Raw genomic sequence first — 20,162 nt, 5'->3', positions numbered from 1 at the left:
CGATGATGCCATGGCCGCTAGCCCCTGTCATCCAAGCTTCAGCCGGTGCGGCCGGCATTCGAATCCGGTCCCGGATCCTTGCCGGCGACGACGGTGGCGAGACGGTCGAGATAATGCGCCCAGCCCTCGGCATGACCGGCGCACTGCTCCGGCGTCGGCAGGCCGGTATGCGTCAGCCGCAGCAATGTGCCATCCGGCTTCTCGATGAGATCGATCTCAACCAGGCTCGATCCCGGCGGCACGATCTCGCTGCCATCCCAGCCGAAACTGTAGGCGATGCGATGGACGGGGATCACCTCGCGGAACGTGCCCCGGGCGAAGCGGGCGCCGGTGACATTGACGAGATAGAGACCACCCGGCTCGGCCTCGACATGGGCCTCGGTTCCCATCCAGCGCAGGATCTTGTCGGGATCGGTCAGCAGCGCAAAGACCGCCGCAGGCGGCGCGGCTACATGGGTTTCCCGTTTGACGACCATTGTATCAGGCATGGCTCTCCCCCTGACCTTCTCTCCTGATGATCTAGGTTCCGCATCACAACTGCTCAAGGGGCGGCCCTGACAGCGCGCGGCTGCCGCCGGTTGCCGTATGCGGGAACGCGGGATAACGTATACAGGAAATCACTTCTCAGGATCCGCAATGTCCTCGAATTCCGATCGCGTCGAAGCCGCCACCCTCGCCCTGCGGCGCGCCATCATCGAACAGGCACTGAAGGCCGGCACCAAGCTGCCCGAAGACGAGATCGGCCGGCACTTCTCGATGAGCCGGACGCTGGTGCGCGCCGTGCTCGCCAAGCTGCAGACCCAGGGCCTCGTCGATACCTATCACAAGCGCACCGCGACCGTGGCGCAGCCGAGCCTGGAAGAGGCGCGTGATGTCTTTGCCGTGCGCCGTTCGCTGGAGCGCGAGGCGATGAGAAGCGTGATGAAGCGCTGGTCTCCGGAGATCGAGAAGGCTCTGAAAAATCACGTGAAAGAGGAGGAGGCGGCGCATGCCAAGGGCGATGCGCGGCTTTCCACCCGGCTTGCCGGCGAGTTCCACCTGAAACTCGCGACGCTCTCCGGCAACACGCTGTTGGAGCGCTATCTTTTCGAGCTGGTGTCGCGCTGCTCGCTGATCCTGGCGATGTATAGCCGCCCGCATTCCAGCGAATGCGCCATCAGCGAACATTCCGCCCTGATCGCCGCCCTCAAAGCGCAGGATGCCGCTGCCGCCGAACGGTTGATGGACGAACATCTCGTATCTGTGGAGACGCGCGCGCTGATCACCGAGGAGGCGGAGACTGCACCCGATCTCGGCAGCATCCTCTCGCGCTACAGCAGCGCCCGGTAGCGCCGCCTATTTTTCAATCATGTATACATGATTTTGCCTTTTATGTAGACATGATATATGAGCATTCGCGAAACCGTGCCGGTCAAGCGGGTCTCCAAGCCCTGCGATCCGTGCCCGGCAGATATTTCATCCCATAGGCCGCCAACTGGCATTGCTCTTGCACGTCATATCCCGAGTGAGTCAGGCGCCCGGCAGCAGAACAACAAGGAGAACGAGATGGCCGAGATCGAGACCGTCTTTACCAATGCGCGCCTCGCCGATGGATCGCTGGCGGATATCGGCGTTTCCAGCGGCAGGATCGTGGCGATTTCACCGGCAGGCGCTGCAGGTGGCGCGGGCAGTACCGTCGATCTCGGGGGCGTGCTGGTCGTGCCCGGCTTCGTCGAGGGCCATATCCATCTCGACACCAGCTTCTATGGCGACGCCTGGATCCCGCATAAGTCCTGCACCAATGGCTTCGACGTCCATGAGCGCGTCGCGTTCCAGGCGCAGAATATGGCTCAGGCCGCGCCTATGGACGAGCGCGCCCGCAACCAACTCGACCTCTGCATCGCCAATGGCGCAACGGCCATGCGCAGCCATGTCATGGTCGACGGATCGGTCGGCCTGACGTCTCTCGAGACCATCCTGAAGGTCCGCGAGGACTATCGCGATCTGATCGATATCCAGCTCGTCGCCTTCCCGCAGAGCGGCATTCTGAAAAGTCCCGGCACACCCGAACTCCTCGACCAGGCCATCGCGCTTGGCGCAGATCTCGTCGGTGGCCTCGATCCGGCAAGCTTCGACCGCGATGTGACGGGCCATCTCGATGTCGTCTTCGGCGTCGCCGAAAAGCACGGCGTCGATGTCGATATCCATCTGCATGATGCCGGCACGCTCGGTCTCTTCACCATCGAGGAGATCTGTGCGCGGACTGCGGCGCTCGGCATGTCCGGCCACGTCACCGTCAGCCATGCCTACGGGCTAGGCGACCTGCCTCCGGATGCGGCAAGGAAGGCAGCCGACCTGATCGCTGCGAGCGGCGTTTCCATCATGACCAATGCGCCCGGCAATCACAATTTTCCGCCGGTCGCCTTGCTGCGCAAGGCCGGCGTGACCGTCTTCAGCGGCAGCGACAATATCCGCGACTCCTGGTGGCCCTATGGCGATGGCGACATGCTGCGCCGGGCCGAAATCATCGGCTACCGCTCCGGCTTCTATACCGATGACGAGCTGGCCGCCGCCTTCGACGTTGTCACCGCAGCAGGCGCCAAGGCGCTGCGGCTGGAAGGCTACGGCCTTCAACTCGGCAACAAGGCAGACTTCGTGACCTTGCCGGCCGAGCATATCCCGCAGGCCGTCGTCAGCGTGCCGAAGGGCCGCAAGGTCTTCAAGTCCGGCAAACTGGTTGCCGAGGACGGTGTGGTGATCCGCAGATGACGACGGCGAGCCGCCAGACATCAGGCAGCGATGCCGCGTCCGCGAGCGCCATGGTGACGGCGCCGCATTGGCTTGCCGCTGAAGCCGGTGCCAAAGTCCTCCGTCGCGGTGGCAACGCCATCGAGGCGGTGATCGCGGCCGGTGCGGCGCTTTCGGTCGTCTATCCGCATTTCTGCGGGCTCGGTGGCGATGCGATCTGGCTCGTCGCCGATCGCTCCGGCACCGCCACGTCCTTTCTCGGCATCGGCCAGGCGGCCATGACCCTGCCCGAGATCCCGGCAATTCCGCTTCGCGGACCGATGTCGGCTCTCACGACGGCGTGCCTCGTGGACAGCTGGGGCGCGCTCCTCGCTCATTCGGCGGAAAGCTGGAACGGCAAGGAAAAACTCGTCGCCCTGCTGGAGGACGCGATCGCTCTGGCGGAAGACGGCTTTCCCGCCAGCCCCTCTCAGAGTTTCTGGTACCGGTTCAGGGAAAAGGAAATCCCGGACTGGCCGGGCTTTGCGGCGACTTTCGCCGCCGATGGCACACAGCGCCAGCCTGCACTGGCGAAGACATTGCGCGCCATTGCCGACCATGGCCCACGCGAGTTCTACGAGGGCGAGCTTGCAGCCCGGATTGCCGCCGGGCTGGCTTTGGCCGGTTCACCTTTGACCGCAGGGGACCTGGCGAGAACCAAGACCCGTACGGCCGAACCCCTGTCGCTCGATTATCGCGGCCTGACCCTGCTGGCGCCCCCGCCTCCGACGCAGGGCGTCACCACGCTCGGCATCATGGGGGTTCTCAGCCAATTCAACATGGCAGCGCTCGAGCCGGACAGCGCCGCCTTCTACCATCGGCTCGTCGAAGCGGTGAAGCAGGTCTTCCTCGATCGTGCCAGGATCGCCGATCCGGATTTCGCCGATGTCGATTGCGAGACCCTGCTGGATGGCACCCGCCTGGCAGCCAAGGCCGCCGCGATCGATCCACAGAAGGCGATGCCCTGGCCGCAGCCCTACAAGCACGGCGATACCGCGTTTTTAGCCGCCACCGACAGCGAGGGGCGCAGCGCCTCCATGCTCCAGAGCATCTATTTCGACTGGGGCAGCGGCGTCGTGGCCGGGGATACCGGCATCCTCTGGCAGAACCGCGGCGCCGCCTTCAGCCTCGATCCCGCGAGCCCCAATCGGCTGACGCCCGGCAAGCGGCCCTTCTACACCCTGAACCCCGGCATGGCGCTGAAGAACGGGCGCCCGCACCTCCTCTACGGCACGCAGGGCGCCGACGGGCAGCCGCAGACGCTGTCGCTGCTGTTGTCGCTGCTGATTGACCACGGGCTTGACCCGCTGGCGGCCCTGTCGCAGCCCCGCTTCCTGCTCGGCCGCACCTTCTCCGATGTCAGGGACACGCTGAAGATCGAGGCCAATGCCGGGGCTGGTGTCTTCGAGGAATTGCAGGCCATGGGCCACGAGGTCAGCAGCATCGATGCCTTCAGCCAGCTGGGCGGACAGGCAGGCATCATCCGCATCGGCGAGACAATCCATGGCGCGCATGATCCGCGCAGCGACGGCGGGGCGATCGGTACCTGACCATGGCGACGCCGCTCTTCGATCTCCTCATCCGCAATGCCAGCCTCGAAGAAGCCGATAGCCCTGCCGATATCGGCATATCCGGCGGGACGATCGCCGTGATCGGATCGAACCTCGTTTGCGAAGCCGTCGAAACCATCGATGCCGAGGGCGCCTTTGCGAGCTGCGGCTTCACCGACAGCCATATCCATCTCGACAAGGCCTGCATCCTCGACCGCTGCAGCATCTGCGAGGGCACGCTTGCCGAAGCCGTCCGCGAGACCGCCGTCGCCAAGGCAGGCTTCACCGAGGCCGATGTCTATGCCCGCGCCGCCCGCGTCGTCGAGAAAGCAATCGTCAATGGCACAATGCGGATGCGAACCTTCGTCGAGATCGATCCTCGCGCAGGCATGCGCTCCTTCGAGGCGATCAAGCGCATCCGCAGCGACTATGCCTTCGCGGTCGACATCGAGATCTGCGTCTTCGCCCAGGACGGCCTGACCAATGAACCCGAGACCTTCGCGATGCTGGATCAGGCGCTGGCGGATGGCGCCGACCTCATCGGCGGCGCGCCCTATATCGATCCCGATCCGCGCGGCCAGATCCGCATGATCTTCGATCAGGCGGAAAAGCACGGTGTCCCCGTGGATTTTCACCTCGATTTCGACCTGTCGCCGGAAAAGAGCAACATACCCGCCGTCATCGAGGAGACGCTGAAGCGCGGTTATCAGGGCCGCGTCTCACTCGGGCACATGACCAGCCTGTCGGCGCTCGCGCCGGACGAATTGCGCGCCGTGGCCCAGAAACTGAAAGCCGCAGGCATCGCCATTACCGTGCTGCCATCGACCGATCTCTTTCTCAACGGCCGCAGCTTTGACCGGCTGGTACCGCGCGGTGTCGCCCCTGCGCATCTCCTGGCTTCGGAGGGCGTGCTGACGTCGATCGCCAGCAACAACATCCTCAATCCCTTCACGCCTTACGGCGACGCCTCGCTGATCCGCATGGCGAACCTCTATGCCAATGTCGCGCAGCTCTCACGCCGCCAGGATATGCAACTCGCCTTCGACATGATCGAGCGCTCCGCGGCAGAGATCCTGGGAAAGAGACAAAAGATCGCCGTCGGCGAACCCGCCGACATCATCCTCATCGACTGCGCCGACCGAGAACAGGCCATCCGCGAAAACGCCCGCGTCATCTTCGGATGCAAAGGCGGGCGCAGGACGTTCGAGGCGCAGAGGCCGAAGCTGTTCCGGCCTCGCTGACCGGAACAGGATCGCCTCACGCCGTCCGCTTCGATTTCAATCCGCTCTCGAAGGTCTGGTTATCCTTGCCGATGCCGTAGGATTTCTCGCCGGATTTGCCGATCAGCGGGAAGAGCAGCTCGGCGACATGGAATGCCTCTTCGAGATGCGGATAGCCCGAACCGATGATGGTCTCTACGCCGATCTCCTGATATTCGCGCAGGCGCGCCGCGATATTTTCCGGGCTCCCGACCAGCGCCGTCCCGGCGCCGCCGCGTACCAGGCCATGACCGGCCCAGAGGTTCGGCGCGATGACAAGCTTGTCGCGGCTCCCCTGATGCAGCGCCGACATCCGCTTCTGGCCGACCGACTGCGATACGTTGAGGAATTCGTTCTGCGCCTCGGCGATCTGTTCGTCGGTGACGCGGCTGATCAGTTCGTCGGCAGCGGCCCAGGCCTTGTCCTCGGTTTCGCGGACGATGAAATGGATGCGCAGGCCGAAGCGGATCTTGCGTCCCTCGGCAAGGGCACGCTCCTTCACCCGGGTGATCTTCTCCGCCAATAGCGCGGGCGGCTCGCCCCAACTCAGATAAACGTCGGCATGCTTGGCGGCGACAGCGATACCGGCATCCGACGAGCCGCCGAACCAGATCGGCGGATGCGGAGCCTGCACCGGCGGGAACGACAATCCGCGCCCGTGCGAGGAGAGATACTTGCCTTCGAAATCCGGATTTTCGCCGGAGAGAATCCGCCGCCAGATCGTCAGGAACTCGTCGGTCTGTTCGTAGCGTTCGCCATGGCCGAGCTTGTTGCCGTCTCCTGCGAGATCGGCAGGGTCGGCGCCCGTGACGACATTGAACAGCGCCCTGCCGCCGGAGATGCGGTCGAGGGCGGCGGCATGACGCGCGAACATGGCAGGTGTTGCGCTGCCCGGGCGGAGCGCCACGAGGAAACGAAGCCGTTCCGTCAGCGGTGCGAGCGAGGCGGCGGTGATCCAGGCATCCTCGCAATAGGTGCCGGTTGGAAGCAGCACGCCTTCGAAGCCGAGCCGATCGGTTGCCTGGGCGATATCGCGCATGTAGCCGAAGGTCGGCGGACGGTGGCGTTCGTCGCTTCCGAGGTAGGGACCATCGCCATGGGTCGGCAGGTACCAGAAGAAGTTCAGCGGAGGATTTGCATGTGCGGTCATGGGTCGGATCCGGATGTCAGAGTTTGCCCTTCCAGGGCACGAGCTGTTTTTCGAGGAAACGCATCGCCGCGGTGAAGGCGAAGGCGAAGATGGCGATGACGATCAGGCCGACGAAGACGACATCGGTTGCCAGGAAATTGGAGGCGGACATGATCATGTAGCCAACACCCGATTGGGCGGCGATGAGCTCGGCGGCCACCAGGGTCGAGAGCGTTGCACCGATCGCGATGCGCAGACCCGTCAGGATCTCGGGCAGCGCAGAGGGAAGCACGATCGTCGTGAAAAGCTGGAGGCTGTTAGCGCCCAGCGACTGGGCGGCATTGATGCGCTCCTGCGGTACGGAGCGGACACCGGCCTGCGCCGCATAGCAGATCGGCGCGAAGGCGGAGAGGCTGAGGAGCAGGATCTTCGAGGATTCGCCGATGCCGAGCCAGATGATCAGCAGCGGCAGATAGGCAAGCGGCGGCAGACCCCAGTAGATGTCGATCGGCACGCTCAACACGCCTTTCGCCCAGCGATTCAGCCCCATGATCAGGCCGATCGGCACGCCGAGGCCGATGCCGAAGGCGAGCGCCACGCTGATGCGACCAAGGCTCGCCAGAATATGTTCGGTAAGCGTCCCGTTGGCATATCCATCAGCGGCGATCGCCTGAAACTGGACGAGCACTTCGCCCGGCGAGGGAAGGAAGAGCGGGGAAGCGAGATGGTACCGTGTGGCGATCACCCATCCGAAGAGGAGTGCCACCAGCGTCGCGGCACTGATCGCGAAGGTGCCCGTCGCCGGTTTGCGGACGCGTGGCCTGCGCTCGGGCGAGGCCGCGTGGGCTGCTGTGGCTGGTTCTGCCAATACGCTCATAGTCAAATCCTTGATTTGTGTGCCGCGTCAGGCGGCCCGGCGGTCATGCGCGGGCTTGTGAATGATCGAGCGGATCTCTTCCCTGAGAGCGACGAAATCCGGGTTTGCGAGGATCGGCCCGATCTCGCCGGTGCCTGCGAATTCCCGCACGAAATCGGCCTCGTATCGTGCAACCACCCTGCCCGGCCGTGGCGACATGACGAGGATATGGGTGCCGAGCGTCAGCGCCTCTTCGATCGAGTGCGTGATGAAGAACACCTGTTTCTTCGTCTCGGCCCAGACCGAGGCGAGCAGCTGCTGCATGGTTTCGCGCGTCAGGCTGTCGAGGGCGCCGAATGGCTCGTCCATCAGCAGCACTTTCGGATCCGTCGCCAAGGCGCGGGCGATGCCGACGCGCTGGCGCATGCCGCCGGAAAGTTCATAGGGAGGCTTGTTCTCGAAATCGGAAAGCCCGACAAGCTTCAGGAGGTCGCGCGCCTTCTGGTGTCGCTCCCTTTTGCCGACGCCCTGATAACGCAGGCCGAGCGCGACATTGTCGAGAACGCTCGACCAGGGAAGCAGCGTATCCTTCTGGAAGACGACACCGCGATCACCGCCCGGCCGCGAAACCGCCACGCCGTCGATCAGGATCTCGCCTTCGGTCAACGGCTGGAAGCCGGCGATGGCATTCAGCAAGGTCGATTTTCCGCAGCCCGAGGCACCGAGCGCGACGACGATCGAGGCTGGCGGGATGTCGAAGGAGACGTTGTCGAGGGCATGGACGGAGCTTCCGTCGGCTGCATCGAACTTCACGGTGGCGTGTCGGACTTCAAGCATGTCGTGTCTTCCGTAAATGTGAAATGGCGGCCGGGTCGGGCCGCCATTTCGTCAGACGTTCAGTTCGAAGCGAGGGCTGCGGCAGCAAACTGCGGATCGACGAAGCTCGCGTAGCTGTCCTTGACCGCAGTGATCTTCTTCTGCTCCTTCAGGAAGCCGGCGGTATCCTTCAGGGTCTTGGCGACGCTGCCCTTGTCGCCTTCGCCCAGCCAAGCGGCCGTTACCTGCTCCTGCAGCGGAACGACGACGGTCGTGTTCAGCCAGCCGGCATTTTCCTCAGGCGTACCGCCCTGCAGCTTGGCGATCGCCTTGATGTTGTCGGAGGATGCAGTCCAGTTGCCGGGGTTCTTGGCGAAATCGACATAGTATTTGTCGATCAGGCCGACATATTTCGTCAGGAACTCGGCATTCTTTTTAGCGAAGTCGCCGGTCACCACCAGCGCGCTGAAAACGGGCGCGCCGCGCTTCGAGACTTCCCCCGAGGTCACCAGAACCTTGCCGTCCTTCTTCAACTCGGTCAGCGCCGGATCCCAGACGAAGGCACCGTCGATATCGCCGCGCTTCCAGGCGGCAACGATCTGCGGCTGCGGCATGGCGATGACCTGCGCGTCCTTTTCGGTGAGACCTTCCTGCTTCAGATAGGCGAGAAGCTGGTAATGGTCGGTGGAAACGGGCGCGGCCGAGAACTTCTTGCCCTTGAGATCGGCGGCGGACTTGATATCGGGGCGCACGACCAGCGCTTCGCTGTCGCCTGCACCGGCCGTGATGTAGATGCCCTTGACGTCGAGATCCTTGCTGACCGAAGCCGCATAGGGGCTCGAACCGACATCGCCGAGCTGCACGTCGCCGGAGGCGATCGCCGCGAAGATATCGGCACCGGAATTGAAGCGGCGGAATTCGATATCCCAGCCGGTCTGCTTGGCAAGATCGCCGTTTGCAATGCCGACCAGATAGGGCACGGCGCCGGTCTGGTAGGCGATGACGACCTTCTTTGCTTCATCGGCATGCGCGGCGGTGATGAACGACGCGACGAGACCGATCGTCCCGAGCAATGTCTTGATACCCATGATGTCACCTCAATGTTTCGTCAGCCCCAGCGGTGACGTCCCAATGAGATTTCCATAATGTCTATTTATATTATAGATTATATTTTCTAAAAACAGGCGACCTTCGGAAAAGAGTCATTCCGGAAAAGCGACAAGCTTAGCGCTGACATTGCGGCACGGCGGTCTGCCGGAGCGTTTCATGGGCGCCCCGGCACCGATTACTTGGCGGCGATCGCGGTCATTTCGACGAGCATATCCGGATGGGCAAGCCGTGCCTCGACGGTTGCGCGCGCCGGCGCATGGCCTTCCGCAACCCAGGCATCCCAAGCTTCGTTCATCTCGTCGAAGCCCGCAATGTCGGCGAGATAGATTGTGACGCTGACGAGATTGTTCTTGGTGACGCCCGCCTGCGCCAGCGTGTCGTCCATGCTGGCGAGTACCTCGGCGGTCTGCACCTTGACGGACTGGCCACGGGTTTCCTCCGCCGTATGGCCCGCGAGGAAAATCAGATTTCCGACAACGACCGCGTCGCTCCAGCGCGCTGCCAAGCCAATTCTTTCGATCATCAAACCACCCTTCTCTCTTTAAAACGGACTTCTCGCTGGGTTTGGCACAGGCCGCCCACTCATCACAAGGCGGGAATATTTTTCCTGCTTTGCCGCCCTCGTGAAATTTCATCCCTGTTCAGCGCCGCCCCGCCGCGGCATAAGTCCCCTCATTGAAGAGAGGCGCCTTGCCTCTCCAGCCGCCTACACTGAAAGCCTGTTGTCATGCGCCGGAACCGTGATTGTCTTCGAATGTGCAGCCTGATTGGCTAATGTGCGCATGAGCGGTTATAGAACCGCGAGTTTTTGAAGACCAACCTCCGAGAGCATAGCATGACAACTGAGCACGCGGGCCACGAACTGGCTGCCGGCGCCGCATCAACCGGTCGTTCCCACGGCAATTTTGCGGGCACCGATCATCCGGTGCCGATGGTCGCCTTCGAAGGCGCCGGAAAGCGCTACGGTCCCTCAGGCGAAGGCGGGTTCACCGCTGTCGAACATGTCGATCTCACCGTCGCGCGCGGTGCCATCACCGGCATCATCGGCCGGTCGGGCGCCGGCAAGTCGACGCTGATCCGCATGGTCAACGGCCTGGAGACCGCGACATCCGGCAAGGTGCTTGTCGATGGCGTCGATGTTGGGGCGCTCGGCGAAGATGGTCTGCGGGGGCTCCGCCGCCAGATCGGCATGATCTTCCAGCACTTCAATCTTCTCTCTTCGCGCACCGCTTTCGACAACGTGGCGCTGCCGCTGGAAATCGCCGGCGTCGACAAGCAGGCGATCCGCGCCAAGGTCGGCCCCCTGCTCGATCTCGTCGGCCTCGGCGACAAGGCCGGCAGCTACCCTTCGGAACTTTCGGGCGGCCAGAAGCAGCGCGTCGGCATCGCCCGCGCGCTAGCCACCGATCCGAAGCTGCTGCTCTCGGACGAGGCGACCTCGGCGCTCGATCCGGAAACCACGCAGTCGATCCTCGAGCTCCTGAAGCGGATCAATGCCGATCTCGGCCTGACCGTTCTGCTGATCACCCACGAGATGGAAGTAGTGAAGACCATCGCCAGCCATGTGGCTGTCATCGATGCCGGGCGGATCGTCGAGTCGGGCCGCACCTTCGACGTCTATACCAACCCGCAGCACGAGACGACACGCACGCTGCTCGCCTCGGCGCTGAAGCTGCCGCAATGGCTGCGCTCGACGATCAAGCCGCAGCCTTCGGCGGGCGACCGGGTGCTGGTGCGCCTCGTCTTCTTCGGCGACACCGCCTTCAAGCCGCTGACCGGCAGGCTGGTCGCCGAGCTCGGCTCCGACGTCAATATTCTCGCGGGAGCGATCGAGGAAATCTCCGGCGAGCCCTTCGGCTCGCTGGTCGTGTCCTATTCGGCTGATCCGGATGTCGTCGCGCGCGCCAACAGGTTCTATACTGAAACGGGCCTCAAGACGGAGGTGCTCGGCTATGTCGCCTGATATGATCTTCAGCCTGCTTTCCAAGGCGCTGATGCAGACCCTGCAGATGGTCTTCGTCGCCGGCATCGTCGGCTCGATCATCGGCTTGCCGATCGGCGTTTTCCTGGCCACATCTGGCAAGGGCGAGCTGTTCCCGGCGCCGGCGACCAACCGCGTGCTTGGCCTCATCGTCAACGCGGCGCGCTCGACGCCCTTCATCATCCTCGTCGTCGCCATCGTGCCACTGACGCGGCTGCTCACCGGCACCTCGATCGGCACCTGGGCGGCGATCGTGCCGCTGACCATTGCCACCATTCCGTTCTTCGCCCGCCTGGTCGAATCCGCGATCCGCGAGATCGACAAGGGCCTGATCGAAGCCGCACGCGCCATGGGCGCGACGCCGTTCCAGATCGTCTTCAAGGTGCTGCTCGCGGAAGCGCGACCCAGCATCCTGATGGCGCTGACGATGACCATCGTCAGCCTGATCGGCTACTCCGCGATGGTCGGCGCCGTCGGCGGCGGCGGGCTTGGAGACCTCGGCATCCGCTTCGGCTACCAGCGTTTTAATCCCGAGATGATGGTGATCGTCGTCGTGGTGCTGATCGTGCTGGTGCAGGTGGTCCAGAGCGCCGGCGACGGCCTTGCCCGGCGCTTCGACAAGCGCAACCGCAAGAACTGATTATTCGCATACCCGATAAACATACCAAGGAGACATCCATGAAGAAGTTCATCATCGCAGCTGCGATCGCGGCCTTTGCCGCCGGTTCGGCACTTGCCGAAGACATCAAGGTCGGCGTCACGCCGGGCGAGCACGCGCAGATCATGGAAAAGGTTGCCGAAGTCGCCAAGACCAAGGGCCTCAACATCGAAATCGTCGAGTTCTCCGACTACGTCGTCCCGAACCAGGCGCTTGCCGACGGCGACATCCAGGCCAACTCGTTCCAGCACCAGCCCTATCTCGACAACCAGATCGCCGACCGCAAGTTCGACCTCGTCAGCATCGGCACGACGATCACCACCCCGATGGGCGTCTATTCCAAGAAGGTGAAGAGCCTCGACGAACTGAAGGAAGGCGCCACCGTCGCCATCCCGAACGACCCGACCAACGGCGGCCGCGCGCTTCTGGTTCTCGCCAGCAAGGGCCTGATCAAGTTCAAGGAAAACCCGGGCATCAAGGTCACTGTCGCCGATATCGTCGAGAACCCGAAGAAGATCGACTTCGCCGAAATCGACGCCGCCCAGCTGCCGCGCTCGCTCGATGACGTCGACGCCGCCGTCATCAACACCAACTACGCGATGGAAGCCGGCCTGCACCCGAAGACCGACGCGATCGCCATCGAAGGCGAAAAGTCGCCCTACGCCAACGTCATCGTCGTGCGCGCCGCCGACAAGGACGCGCCCTGGGCCAAGACGCTCGTCGAATCCTACCACGACGAAAGCATCCGCAAGTTCATCAACGAACAGTTCAAGGGTGCGCTGATCGCGTCCTGGTAAGACCTGCGCGATCTCGTGAAGACGTGGAACGGTCCGGCCCTGCCGGGCCGTTTTTGCTTTCACCGGATCGACAGGAAGCCGCCGGGCTCGGAATGGTCGTAAAGCACGAAGCCGATGAGCAGCGTCAGCACGATCAGGGTCGTCAGGGCTTCCGATACGATGAGCCGTCTCATGACATGCCTCACAAATCATCCGGCGAGGGATCGCCGGCCATCTCGCGCAGTTCGGAGGCGCTGAGCGCGATCAGCGCCTCATATTGATCGCCGATCATCCTGTTGAACTTCCTGCGGACACCGAAATCCTGTGATGACCCGAGGGTCTCCATCGTGTCGATCGTTTTCAGGATGTGATCCTTGATACCACTGGGCTCTGATGTCATCGGGTACTCGCCACCAAACGCTGCACTCAAGGCGCCGGAGCGCTCCGCGCCAGGCGGAAGCGCCACGCATTGCACTGTCACTATCTATCCAAATGCCGGCAATATCACCTTGGTCCTTCGGCTTAAGCCTGAAGCCGGGTGTTCCCTATTCGGCATTCTCCACGAAGAAGTCGATGAGCGCGCGAACCGCGGGAGAGTTGCCCTTGCGCGTTGCAAAGGCGAGATAGACTTCCTCATCCGCCGGGCTCCAGTCCGGCAGGATGCGGACAAGACGGCCGGCCGCCAGATCGTCACGGCAGGTTATCTCCGGCAGCATGGCGATGCCGAGGCCCGAGCGCAGCGCGGCGAGCACCGCCGGAATGCTGCGACAGGCGAGACGCGCCCGCTTCTTGACGATCGCGACCTCCTTGTTCGGACCCGTCATCTGCCAGGTATCTTCGTCGTAGAGGCTTGTCGCCGTCAGCAGCGGAAGGTCTTCGAGCTGCGCGATCGAGGTGATCGCGCCCGCCTCCTCGAGAAAGGCCGGGCTTGCGACCAGGACCGACGACGCCTTGGCCAGCCGCCGCATGACGACGCTCGACTGCGTTTCGCGTTCCCGGCTGGAGCGGATTTCGAGATCGATGCCTTCGCCAACCAGGTCACTGTTATGCTCGACACCGACGACCTGGACGGAGACCTCAGGATAGCGGCTCAGAAAATTCTGGATGGTCCGGGTCACGACGAGATCGACGAAAGGCATCGGGCATCCGAGCCGGATCAGACCCCTCGGGCGCTCCTGCGCGCTGATCACCGCGTTTCGCGCATCCTCGGCGGCCTGAAGGATCGCCACGCAGCGTTCGTAGAAGTCCCGTCCGATCTCGGTGACACGAAAATTGCGCGTCGATCGCTCGATCAGGCGGGTGCTCAGCTCGTCCTCGAGCTTCTGGACCCGGACGCTGAGCTTCGAGCGCGGAATACCGAGATTGCGGCTTGCCGCCGCGTAGCCGCCATGTGCGACGACAGCGGTGAAATACCGGATGTCGTTCAGGTCGTTTGCCGGCATTGCTGCCTCCTGTGCGTCGCCCGATGCGACAATTCCTAGAACGGCACTCCGGTAGCGCATCGGAATGTCTTAGTCATCAGCGATAGATGATGCGGCGGGGGCTCGCCCGTGGCATGGAGATTGCAGTAGGTTAATAAAAACCTCGCTTTTGCGGATACCTGTCATGCTTCGACACGCATTGTCAAAATTAGCAGCCGTTTTGATGCATCTTGCATCGGTCCAGGGGACACATGCTGCCGAAAAGTGGCAGGTCTTCACCCCTCCTCCGCCGATGCCCGTCGCCGACGAGAGCGGCCTGGCGGATGTGAACGGCATTCGCATGTATTATGCGATCTACGGCAAGGGCCGGGGCAATCCGATCCTCCTGGTGCACGGCGGCATGGGAACCGGGGATGTCTGGGGCTTCGAAGTGCCGCGGCTTTCTGAGCATCATGAAGTCATCGTCGCCGACAGCAGAGGCCACGGGCGTTCAACGCGCACCGATGCGCCCTATACCTATCATATGATGGCCGAAGACTATGTGGCCCTGCTCGACAAGCTGAAGGAGCCGAAGGTCTCGCTGGTCGGATGGAGCGACGGCGCGATCATCGGCCTCGACATTGCCATGAACCATCCGGACCATCTGGCGAAACTCTTCGCCCACGCGGCCAATGTCACGCCCGACGGCCTGAACGACGACCCCGACATGACGGCGCTGACCGCCGCCGGCGCGCGCGACGAAACGGAATACAAGCGCCTGTCGCCCACGCCGGACGACTTCTCGAATTTCAAGGCGGCGATCCAAAAGCTCTGGGCCACCGAGCCCAACTACACCGCCGCCGACCTCGGCAAGATCACGGTGCCAACCGAGATCGTCGTCGGCGATCATGACGAGTTCATCCTGCCGGAACATTCCCGCTACATCGCCTCGGCCATCCCGGGCGCCAAGCTCGTTATCCTCAAGGATGTCAGCCATCTGGCGATCTACCAGGACCCGGACCAGTATATCAAAGCGGTCGAAGACTTCGTGGATGGAGACGGCGCGAGCGCGACGAACGCATCGACGCCCTGACCGGGCGATCAGCCCATCGAGCGGAACGTCTCGAAGATCAGCGCCCGCAGCCAGCGATGGACGGGATCGGCATCCATCCGCGGATGCCAGGCCTGCACGATATCGAAACCCGGCATGACAAACGGCAGGTCGAAGGTCGCGATCTGGTCGGCGGCGGCCGATCTCAGATAGGATTTCGGAATCGAGCCGATCAGATCCGATGTCGAGGCGACGGCAATCACCGCTGGAAAGCTCGGGACGATCAGCTTGACCTCGCGGTGGGCGCCAAGCTCTGCCAAGGCCCTGTCGACAGGACCGGAAAAATCGGCCTGTGGGGAGAAGACGACATGGCCGCAGGCGGCATAGGCGCCGACAGTCAGCTTGCCCGTGTCAAGAATGGGGTGGCCGTGTCTGGCAACACCGACATAGCGGTCTTCAAACAGCGTCTGGCAGCGCAGCTCGCCGGCGTCGGCGGGCAAGACCCCTATATCGAGATCGACGGCCGCCTCTCGCAGGGGGTGCACGTCCTTGTCCGATCTCGGCGCGAAGCGAAGGCGGATGCCGGGCGCAGCACCGGCGACGGCGGCGCTCAAGGTCGCGGCATAGAGAAGCACGAAGGCCTCGTTGGCCCGGATGGTGAAGTCGCGGCTGATCTCGCGGATATCAAGCGTTGCCGCCGGGCTCAGCACCCTGACCACCGCCTCTTTCAGCGCGTGGACGTCTGCGGCGATGGCGAGAGCATGCGGGGTGGCGACCATGCCGCGGCCGGCGGGCACCAGGATCGGATCGCGCAGCGCGGTCCGCAGGCGCGACAGCGTTCTGCTCATTGCGGAGGTGCTGAGGTTCATCCGGCGTGCGGCGGCCGAGACGCTCTGCTCCTGCAGCAGGGCATCCAGGGCGACCAGCAGATTGAGATCGACTTCCGTCATGGCTGAACGATATTGATGAATGGCGTTTTATGCAACGGTACTTTTACTTCGTTGCGTCTGGCGCAACTCGTCCGCAGAGCGTAGCTATCGGGCATGGAAACCAAAGGGAGTGTCCTGATGTCCCTCGCTTCAACAATGCCCGTCGCCGACGAGCCCGGCCTGAAGTCGGCGCGCAGCCGGATTGCCGTCGCGCTGATCCTGTCGACCATCGTTCTCGTCGTCCTCGACGGCGCAATCGCCAATGTCGCCCTACCGTCGATCGCGCTGTCGATGAAGGCCGATGCAGGCAGCACCGTCTGGGTCGTTTCGGCCTATCAGCTGGCCGTGCTTGTCGCCATTCTGCCCTGCGGGGCGCTCGGAGAAATCTACGGCGCCCGGCGGGTCTTCCTCGCCGGTGTCGCGCTGTTTACCGCAGCCTCGGCGGCCTGCGCCCTTGCCGGCAATCTGCCCGTTCTGGTCGTTGCCCGCTTCGCGCAGGGCCTCGGCGGTGGCGCGATCATGGCGCTTGCAATGATGAACCTGCGCGCCGTCGTGCCAGAGCGATCGCTTGGGCCGATCATCGGCGTCAACGCCATGGTTATCGCCATCTCGGCGGCTGCCGGCCCCGGCATTGCCGGTGCGATCCTCTCTGTGACCCAATGGCCGTGGCTCTTTGCCGTCAACCTGCCGCTCGGCACCATCGTTCTGATCGGTGGGCGGCTGCTTGGGAAGATGGAGCGCGCCGATCGCCCGCTGAACACCAGGGCGCTGCTCCTGAACACGCTGATGTTCATCCTGTTCTTCTGCGGCACCGAACGGATCGCCACCGCGCCGGTTACCGGTGTCGCCCTGATCGCCGCCGCACTCGCCTGCCTCGCCGCCTTGCTACGTCTCGAACGCGGAAGCCGCACGCCGATCATCCCGACCGATCTTCTGGCGGAACCGGCTTTCCGAGTTGCGGTCATCGCCTCGGTCTGCTGCTTCAGCGGACAGATGCTGAGCTACATCGCCCTGCCCTTCTACCTGCAGCACAGCTATCAGATGTCCCCGGTTCTCGCCGGCCTCTACATGATGCCCTGGCCGATCGCGACCGCCATTATTGCGCCGATTTCCGGGCGCCTCGCCAACCGCGTCAAGACGGCCTGGCTCTGCGCCACAGGCGGGGCTCTTCTGGCGTTCGGTCTTCTGATCATCGGCTTTGCGCCATCGGACCCGCATGCCATCGCGTTCCTGACGGGCACTGTGATTTCCGGCTTCGGCTTCGGATTGTTTCAGACCCCGAACAACCGGATCCTGCTGTTGTCGGCACCGAAGGCCCGGAGCGGCGCGGCTGGCGCCATGCAGGGCACGGCACGGCTACTCGGTCAGACCTTGGGCGGGATTTCGATGTCGATCATCTTCACGCTGCTGCCGATATCGATTGCGCTCGAAACGGCAATCCTCACGGCCAGCGCCTGCGCTGCCGTGGCAAGTCTGGTGAGCCTCAGCCGTGGACGGTATGAAGTGGCGGGGAAAGCGTAAACAGCGCCGAAGCGGTGGCGTCGGGGATCAGTGCAATCCCGGCGCCCCGGTTACCTTCCAGGAACCATCGGCCGGGCAGGCAACGCCATCGAACCGCGTCGTGCCTTCCAGGCTTTGGCTGCTCGTCACGAACCGCCGGCATCCATCCGGACCATCGCCTGCAGCGTCGATCTTTTCGATAACACCGGCACTGCCCGTCGAAGGATTGGCCCAAGCCAGGGTACTCGCACCGACCGGCGCATTGCCGACAGCATCGGCGATAACCGACTGATCCGTCATCGGAGCCTGCTTCGGCACGGAAGACGTGACCGCCACTGTTTCCAGCGGTTCGGTATGCGAACACGCTGCCAGCGGCAGCAGGAGCATCAGGCAGGCAAGGAGCGGCGCGATCGGCTTTTCTGTCATGGAGTCATCCAGTTTCAAAAGTGCCTCTGACACAGCAATGTGTTCAGAAGCGGGCCACTTCGTCGATCCCATGCCGCCATGGTTAGTATCGTCTTAATGTCTGCTGCTACCGCAGGTCAATATGGCGGGAGCAGTTCTTCAAGTGCTTGTGGTGGCGTGGAATTCTCCGATCGGCCTTGGCGATCGCGGCAACCTCCCCTTCGGCATCCCCGATAAAAAGATTCGATCGCGCCGCCAGAGGTGCTATCTACGTCGCGGGCACGCTTCAGGAGCGGCCGTTTGTCAGGGCGCTTGTGGGAGGCAGTCCTGACGGAGGAGAGTTTTCGTTTTTGGCCGCGATAGATTGCGGTCGTTCCCTCTATGCTCAACGAGGTCCAGATTTCATGAAAACCTATACTGTCAAGAACACGTCGCTCAGCGTTTCCAGCGTCATCCTCGGCCTGATGCGCATCGCCGAGATGACCGATGCGGAGATTCGCGGGCTGTTCGATGCCGCGGTCGAAGCTGGTGTGACCGTCATCGACCACGCCGACATCTACGGCGGCGAGCGCCACCGCTGCGAGAAGCGCTTCGGCGAGGCCGTGAAACTGTCGGCGGCCGACCGTTCGCGGATCAGCATCCAGAGCAAGGTCGGCATTCGCCGCGGCTGGTTCGACTTTTCGCGCGAACATATCCTGCAGTCGGTCGACGGCTCGCTTGCCGCGCTGAAAACCGATTATCTCGACGTGCTGCTGCTCCACCGCCCGGATACGCTGGTCGAGCCTGAAGAAGTGGCCGATGCCTTCGAGACGCTGCACAAGGCCGGCAAGGTAAAGCATTTCGGCGTTTCCAACCATACGCCGGGCCAGATCGAGCTCCTGAAGACCGCGGTCACGCAGCCGCTGCTGTTCAACCAGGTCCAGCTCAGCATCACCCATGCCAATCTGATCGCCCAGGGCGTCGCCGCCAACATGGCCGGTCTCGACCAGTCGATCTCGCGCGATGTCGGCCTTCTCGATTATTCGCGCCTCAACGGCATGATGCTGCAGGCATGGTCGCCCTTCCAGAAGGGCTTCTTCGACGGCGTCTTCATCGGCGACCGCAAGGACTTTGCCGAGCTCAACGACGTGCTCGACGAGCTGGCCGCCAAATACGGCGTGACGCCGACCGGCATCGCGGTCGCCTGGATCACCCGTCATCCGGCCAATATCCAGGTCGTCCTCGGCACCACCAAGGCCGCGCGCGTTCGCGAAAGCGTTGCAGGTTCGGATGTCGATCTGACCCGCGAAGAATGGTACCGCCTGTTCCGCGCTGCCGGCAACAAGGTGCCGTAAGATCGGGTGATCCCGTGTCAGCGATGCCCTTTACGGGGCATCGCTGCAATCAATCCAGGCGCTGCAGGGTGCTGCCGAGATCGCCGAGCCGGGCGAGCAGCAGCGCCATCTCCTCGGTATGATCCTGTGAGAGGCGGCCGACCGAGCCGCTGCGCTCCCAGAGCCGCTGCAGCCGCTGGCTGAGACCCGCCGCGTCCTGCATCATCTGCAGGATCGCCTCGCGGTTCTCCCAGGTGGTGACCACGGAGGGCGGGATCTCGTCATATTGTCCGTAAAGCTGCTCGTCTAATCTCAGCATGATGGATCCTATCGTCGAACGGCCGGCGCTGCGCGCGGGGCGGAAAACTGCCGGGACAAATTCTTGAGCAATTCCAGAAGGCAGGGACGGGCCGAGCGGTAGAAGATCAGCTGCCCCTCGCGGCGTGTGGTGACCAGATCGGCCTGCCGCAGCCGGGCCAGATGCTGCGACAGCGACGACTGGCCCATGCCGAGCTGGTCCGCCAGATCGCAGACACTCATCTCTTCTTCGTTGAGGATCGCCAGGATTTCCAGTCGCTTGGGGTTACCCATTGCCAGCAAACGCATGGCATACGCCTGGATCATTTCTCGATCGGCCATCGGCAATCGCATCCGTCAACGGTT

General features: G+C 63.2%; 22 protein-coding genes. 10 read left to right on the top strand and 12 right to left on the bottom strand.

Features of this window, described 5'->3' with window-relative positions; all coding sequences use genetic code 11:
* Positions 1-38 precede the first annotated feature (38 nt).
* Positions 39-488: an SRPBCC family protein gene (locus ACEN84_RS26705; protein WP_112711261.1), complete on the bottom strand. Its 450-nt coding sequence runs from the start codon at positions 486-488 to the stop codon at positions 39-41.
* Between the two features lie 148 nt (positions 489-636).
* Between ACEN84_RS26705 and ACEN84_RS26700 the strand changes: the two genes are divergently transcribed.
* From ACEN84_RS26700 to ACEN84_RS26685, 4 genes are all read left to right on the top strand, one after another.
* Positions 637-1,329, top strand: a complete 693-nt coding sequence (locus tag ACEN84_RS26700; RefSeq protein WP_413712285.1) for a GntR family transcriptional regulator — start codon at positions 637-639, stop codon at positions 1,327-1,329.
* A 216-nt stretch (positions 1,330-1,545) separates the two neighbouring features.
* Complete coding sequence (locus tag ACEN84_RS26695) at positions 1,546-2,748, top strand: amidohydrolase family protein (protein WP_413712284.1); 1,203 nt, start codon at positions 1,546-1,548, stop codon at positions 2,746-2,748.
* Positions 2,745-4,316, top strand: coding sequence for a gamma-glutamyltransferase family protein (locus ACEN84_RS26690; protein ID WP_413712283.1), 1,572 nt, complete (start codon positions 2,745-2,747; stop codon positions 4,314-4,316). Before ACEN84_RS26695 ends, ACEN84_RS26690 begins: the two co-directional genes overlap by 4 nt.
* A 2-nt stretch (positions 4,317-4,318) precedes the next feature.
* The gene (locus tag ACEN84_RS26685; RefSeq protein WP_413712282.1) at positions 4,319-5,557 is read left to right on the top strand and encodes an amidohydrolase family protein; all 1,239 of its coding nucleotides are present in this window, start codon (positions 4,319-4,321) and stop codon (positions 5,555-5,557) included.
* A gap of 16 nt (positions 5,558-5,573) precedes the next feature.
* Here the strand turns inward: ACEN84_RS26685 and ssuD are convergent, their stop codons facing one another.
* The 5 genes from ssuD to ACEN84_RS26660 all read right to left on the bottom strand — a co-directional run bounded on the left by ssuD (position 5,574) and on the right by ACEN84_RS26660 (position 10,009).
* Positions 5,574-6,725, bottom strand: a complete 1,152-nt coding sequence (ssuD, locus tag ACEN84_RS26680) for an FMNH2-dependent alkanesulfonate monooxygenase (RefSeq protein WP_413712281.1) — start codon at positions 6,723-6,725, stop codon at positions 5,574-5,576.
* Positions 6,726-6,741: 16 nt separating this feature from the next.
* A complete protein-coding gene (locus tag ACEN84_RS26675) occupies positions 6,742-7,581 on the bottom strand; it encodes an ABC transporter permease subunit (RefSeq protein WP_413712280.1) in 840 nt (279 codons plus the stop codon).
* 27 nt (positions 7,582-7,608) lie between these two features.
* Positions 7,609-8,397 carry a taurine ABC transporter ATP-binding protein gene (locus tag ACEN84_RS26670; protein ID WP_413712279.1) on the bottom strand — a complete coding sequence of 263 codons (789 nt, stop codon included), beginning with the start codon at positions 8,395-8,397 and terminating at the stop codon, positions 7,609-7,611.
* 59 nt (positions 8,398-8,456) lie between these two features.
* On the bottom strand, positions 8,457-9,464 hold the full coding sequence (locus ACEN84_RS26665) for a glycine betaine ABC transporter substrate-binding protein (RefSeq protein ID WP_413712278.1): 1,008 nt from the start codon (positions 9,462-9,464) through the stop codon (positions 8,457-8,459).
* 197 nt (positions 9,465-9,661) lie between these two features.
* Positions 9,662-10,009 (bottom strand): RidA family protein, encoded by a 348-nt coding sequence (locus ACEN84_RS26660; RefSeq protein WP_130281724.1) that lies wholly within the window; start codon positions 10,007-10,009, stop codon positions 9,662-9,664.
* A gap of 408 nt (positions 10,010-10,417) precedes the next feature.
* Between ACEN84_RS26660 and ACEN84_RS26655 the strand changes: the two genes are divergently transcribed.
* The 3 genes from ACEN84_RS26655 to ACEN84_RS26645 are packed head-to-tail and all read left to right on the top strand — an operon-like array spanning position 10,418 to position 12,922.
* Entirely contained in the window at positions 10,418-11,449 is a 1,032-nt protein-coding gene (locus tag ACEN84_RS26655; RefSeq protein ID WP_413712499.1) for a methionine ABC transporter ATP-binding protein, read from the top strand.
* The gene (locus ACEN84_RS26650) at positions 11,439-12,107 is read left to right on the top strand and encodes a methionine ABC transporter permease (RefSeq protein ID WP_112711271.1); all 669 of its coding nucleotides are present in this window, start codon (positions 11,439-11,441) and stop codon (positions 12,105-12,107) included. Before ACEN84_RS26655 ends, ACEN84_RS26650 begins: the two co-directional genes overlap by 11 nt.
* Before the next feature lie 38 nt (positions 12,108-12,145).
* Positions 12,146-12,922 carry a MetQ/NlpA family ABC transporter substrate-binding protein gene (locus tag ACEN84_RS26645; protein WP_112711272.1) on the top strand — a complete coding sequence of 259 codons (777 nt, stop codon included), beginning with the start codon at positions 12,146-12,148 and terminating at the stop codon, positions 12,920-12,922.
* Positions 12,923-13,103: 181 nt separating this feature from the next.
* On the opposite strand, the gene ACEN84_RS26640 is transcribed toward ACEN84_RS26645, so the two are convergent.
* A complete protein-coding gene (locus tag ACEN84_RS26640) occupies positions 13,104-13,301 on the bottom strand; it encodes a hypothetical protein (RefSeq protein ID WP_112711273.1) in 198 nt (65 codons plus the stop codon).
* A 145-nt stretch (positions 13,302-13,446) separates the two neighbouring features.
* Entirely contained in the window at positions 13,447-14,343 is an 897-nt protein-coding gene (locus ACEN84_RS26635; RefSeq protein WP_413712277.1) for a LysR substrate-binding domain-containing protein, read from the bottom strand.
* A 202-nt stretch (positions 14,344-14,545) separates the two neighbouring features.
* Between ACEN84_RS26635 and ACEN84_RS26630 the strand changes: the two genes are divergently transcribed.
* Positions 14,546-15,394: an alpha/beta fold hydrolase gene (locus ACEN84_RS26630; RefSeq protein WP_246777613.1), complete on the top strand. Its 849-nt coding sequence runs from the start codon at positions 14,546-14,548 to the stop codon at positions 15,392-15,394.
* An 8-nt stretch (positions 15,395-15,402) separates the two neighbouring features.
* Here the strand turns inward: ACEN84_RS26630 and ACEN84_RS26625 are convergent, their stop codons facing one another.
* A complete protein-coding gene (locus tag ACEN84_RS26625) occupies positions 15,403-16,302 on the bottom strand; it encodes a LysR family transcriptional regulator (RefSeq protein WP_413712276.1) in 900 nt (299 codons plus the stop codon).
* 192 nt (positions 16,303-16,494) lie between these two features.
* On the opposite strand from ACEN84_RS26625, the gene ACEN84_RS26620 reads away from it, so the two are divergent.
* Positions 16,495-17,802: an MFS transporter gene (locus ACEN84_RS26620; RefSeq protein ID WP_413712498.1), complete on the top strand. Its 1,308-nt coding sequence runs from the start codon at positions 16,495-16,497 to the stop codon at positions 17,800-17,802.
* A gap of 27 nt (positions 17,803-17,829) precedes the next feature.
* On the opposite strand, the gene ACEN84_RS26615 is transcribed toward ACEN84_RS26620, so the two are convergent.
* Complete coding sequence (locus ACEN84_RS26615) at positions 17,830-18,207, bottom strand: RT0821/Lpp0805 family surface protein (RefSeq protein WP_413712275.1); 378 nt, start codon at positions 18,205-18,207, stop codon at positions 17,830-17,832.
* Positions 18,208-18,590: 383 nt separating this feature from the next.
* On the opposite strand from ACEN84_RS26615, the gene ACEN84_RS26610 reads away from it, so the two are divergent.
* On the top strand, positions 18,591-19,520 hold the full coding sequence (locus ACEN84_RS26610; RefSeq protein ID WP_112711279.1) for an aldo/keto reductase: 930 nt from the start codon (positions 18,591-18,593) through the stop codon (positions 19,518-19,520).
* Between the two features lie 49 nt (positions 19,521-19,569).
* On the opposite strand, the gene ACEN84_RS26605 is transcribed toward ACEN84_RS26610, so the two are convergent.
* Both ACEN84_RS26605 and ACEN84_RS26600 read right to left on the bottom strand, forming a co-directional pair.
* Positions 19,570-19,818, bottom strand: coding sequence for a hypothetical protein (locus tag ACEN84_RS26605; protein WP_413712274.1), 249 nt, complete (start codon positions 19,816-19,818; stop codon positions 19,570-19,572).
* Positions 19,819-19,826: 8 nt separating this feature from the next.
* Positions 19,827-20,138 (bottom strand): ArsR/SmtB family transcription factor, encoded by a 312-nt coding sequence (locus ACEN84_RS26600; protein WP_413712273.1) that lies wholly within the window; start codon positions 20,136-20,138, stop codon positions 19,827-19,829.
* Positions 20,139-20,162 lie beyond the last annotated feature (24 nt).

Source organism: Rhizobium sp. Rhizsp82, assembly GCF_047325115.1.
Taxonomy (GTDB): Bacteria; Pseudomonadota; Alphaproteobacteria; order Rhizobiales; family Rhizobiaceae; genus Rhizobium.
This window is presented reverse-complemented; position numbering and strand designations above follow the sequence as displayed.